Genomic DNA, 2,950 nt, shown 5'->3' with positions numbered 1-2,950 from the left:
GGAAGTCGCCTTTGGCGTCTCGCTTCAGCTTGAGCGCGAGGACGTTGCGGATCATGGGCCGGCTCCGGATCGGAGCGGCAGGCTCGGCGGCTATGACTAACGAGCCGTGAACCTCAGCGCATTCCCGTTTGCGACAGGCCCGCTTGGCGATCCAGATGGCCGGGTTGGGTCGACAGCAGCTGCGGATGCAGGCTGGTGATCAGTGGTATAGTTCTTTCGCGTGAAGGCGCCTGAGCAGAGCGCAGGCTTGCTCCTGGTGAGGCGGTTGTCCAAAAGTGTCGAAGGGCATGCGGTCGCTCCGGGGTTGGCTCCCGCACGCACTCCGTAACGATGCATCTGGCAAGCCGAAGCTGCCCGCTCCGCCGGGGTTCGAGCGGGGACGGATAGCTCGCACGGCCCCTCCTGTCGCGACGGGTCGGCTTCGAACGTGCCGGCCCGGCCAGACGTTCAAGTGCTGGGCAGCGGGAGTTTTGCGGCGAGTGGAGATTCCCTCCGACCTGTGCCGCCCGGAACGGTGGCGGGGTGGTAACGCCCACACGAAGGGTGCCGGACCGATCTTTGGCAGGCCCCGGCGGCCGGGCATTCGACACAGGTGATGCCGCCGCTATCGGAGAGGTCGACCGGTCGATGGACGGCAAATCGGCCGATGGCATGGTCCTCGGCGGCCCGGAGCGGTGGCGCGCCCGTCAGGCGGCGATCTGTCCGACGGCGTCGCGCGCCGCCGCCATCGCGTTGGCCTTGGTCTGTTCGCCGGCCGCCAGACCCTCGACCAGCACGAATTCGGGGGCGATGCCGAGGAACCCGAAGATCGCGCGCAGGTAGATCTCGGCGTATTCCGCCGATACGGTCGCCGTCTCCGGGCCGTAGAAGCCGCCGCGAGCCAGCGCGACGATGACCCGCTTCCCACGCATCAGGCCCTTCGGGCCGGCCTCACCGTAACGGAAGGTCCTGCCGGGCACGGCCAGACGGTCGATCCAGGGCGGCAGCGGTGCTACGCCGGTCGCACGCGCCGGCTGGCGCTTCACCAATGCCGACGCCCCCCATCAAGCGACGCAAACTTTATCCCACATGAGAACCTAGACAGGGCACCGGTGCGAGACGGACCGCTTGTCGTTCCCACCTATCGGCAGGACAATTCCAGGTGTCTCGATTCGAACGCCTCGTCGGCGACGGCAACCAGGGAACCCAGCAATGAGCGACGAAAAGAGCAGCCTCACCGAAACCGAAATCCGTTTCGAGGGCCTGCAGTATACGCTGGAGGAAAGCGTCCCAATGTTGGTCGGCGCGCTCGCACTCCACCTTTCCCGCGCGGGCGTGCTGGACCTCGGGGCGTTCCTGCAGGACATCAGAGCCTGCCACGATGCAGACCTGCGCCTTGAGGATGGCACAGGTGTGCTCTTCTCCTCCCTTGGCGACATCCTCGACGCATACCGCGAGGACGCACGGCTTCCCGCCCGGCGAGGCACCGGGTTCGAGTTCATGGCCGGCACCTGACCCCGCGATGCGGGAACGATTAACGCCTGGCTCCGGTGGCAGAGGGGCACCCTAGGCACCGGCCATGGAACGCGGGTCCTGGCCGAAGCGATGTCCGCGCGGATCCGCTCCCGGTGTCTTGATGCCTTCAGCAAAATGCCGACACGATCTGCCTGGACGAATGGCCTTCTCGTTCGGCAACCGAGAATTGTCGATCCGAGCGGCCCACGTACGAACTTGCGTGCCGGGGGTATTGCGTGCGGCGGCCGGATCGCTTCCTCTAGTCAGGCCGCTGCGATTCGGGGTCGATCCGTTCCCGAAGCATGGCGCAGCCATCGTTCGAGGTGAGTTCGGCAAAGAAGCCGCTGCCTGTTTGTCGGGTATCGTCGCGTGGGCTTTGCTCCGTCGATGCAGTGGGGGAAACCCAATGATCCATGTAGCACACCGAATGGCCGTCCTTGAGCCCGCCGTTCGCAGCCTGGTCCTGCAACTTTCCGGCACGCGGAATCTCAACCCAACGGCCGCTCTGGCTGCCTTTTCATCTCTCCCACTCGACGTGCGCGAACATCTGCCTGTCAAGGATACGGCGCAACTCGTCTTCGACTTGGCTTATGACGTAAGCCGCGCTCGGTCGAGACGAACTTATCGCTACCGCAAAAACCGCCAACTAGACCTCGCTTCGCCCTTCGCGCGCGAACGCGCGACCTTGGCAAAGCGCCTGGACATGCCCTTGACGACGCGGTTTGGCCGGTTCTCGGAGAATGCCGTCATCGCGGCCTCCAAGAGAGTCATGCATTGGGGCGGGGCGGGAGGGACGGAATGGCATGTGGAAGCGGCGACGGATGATGACGTAGGATATTCGATTGGGATTCGCAAAGGGGCCGACATTTACAGGACATCTTACAAGAGACATCCCGCGCTGATCGACAGCCATGTCATCAAAATTCCAGAGCGTTGGCCCTCTCGTGTGTTCGGTATCGGCGATGGAAGCGGCGTCATTCACCGGTACTTGATTTTGAATACCGAGATGATCGGAACAAGTTCGCACGATAAACGCGTCATTTATAAGGCACGCGCGGCACGATCAAGCCGCGGATACTCCGTCGTTGTTGAGACAGTTTACATTTGCTGTTGGGCGAGGGATGCCACGGCGATCTACAAATCCTATCGTCGCGCACTTGACGCGGCCGTCCCAGATATAGTGACGGCCAGGAGCGCTTCGTCAGTCGAAGGCATGTCCGCATCAAAATAGGTGCCTGCGCCATGCTGTGGCCCAGGTCGATCAAGTGCCGGCTGATCGCCTCGGGATGGCCTTGTGGATCGCGGCGAAGCGAGGTTGACCTGACCGGTATTTTGGACCGAGCCGATTGAGAGGCTACTGCATGGTGGCGGCGATGGGTAGCCGGAAGGCCAGATCCGGGTAGCTGACAGGCGCGGGCGGCCGATAGCCCAGGGACGAATGCGGCCGGACGCGGTT

The 2,950-nt window shown here is 63.7% G+C and carries 3 protein-coding genes; 2 read left to right on the top strand and 1 reads right to left on the bottom strand.

Translation table 11 applies throughout. From position 1 onward, the window contains the following. Positions 1-686: 686 nt before the first annotated feature. Positions 687-1,025 (bottom strand): NAD(P)H-dependent oxidoreductase, encoded by a 339-nt coding sequence (locus tag MKL01_RS23110; RefSeq protein WP_243907517.1) that lies wholly within the window; start codon positions 1,023-1,025, stop codon positions 687-689. Between the two features lie 166 nt (positions 1,026-1,191). On the opposite strand from MKL01_RS23110, the gene MKL01_RS23105 reads away from it, so the two are divergent. Beyond that, complete coding sequence (locus MKL01_RS23105) at positions 1,192-1,494, top strand: hypothetical protein (protein WP_243907516.1); 303 nt, start codon at positions 1,192-1,194, stop codon at positions 1,492-1,494. A 160-nt stretch (positions 1,495-1,654) separates the two neighbouring features. After that, entirely contained in the window at positions 1,655-2,725 is a 1,071-nt protein-coding gene (locus MKL01_RS23100; protein ID WP_243907515.1) for a hypothetical protein, read from the top strand. The last annotated feature ends 225 nt before the right edge of the window (positions 2,726-2,950 follow it).

The organism is Methylobacterium sp. J-070 (genome assembly GCF_022829385.1).
Classification (GTDB): Bacteria; Pseudomonadota; Alphaproteobacteria; order Rhizobiales; family Beijerinckiaceae; genus Methylobacterium.
Note: the sequence above shows the minus strand (reverse complement) of the source record. Positions and strands in the feature narration are given on the sequence as shown.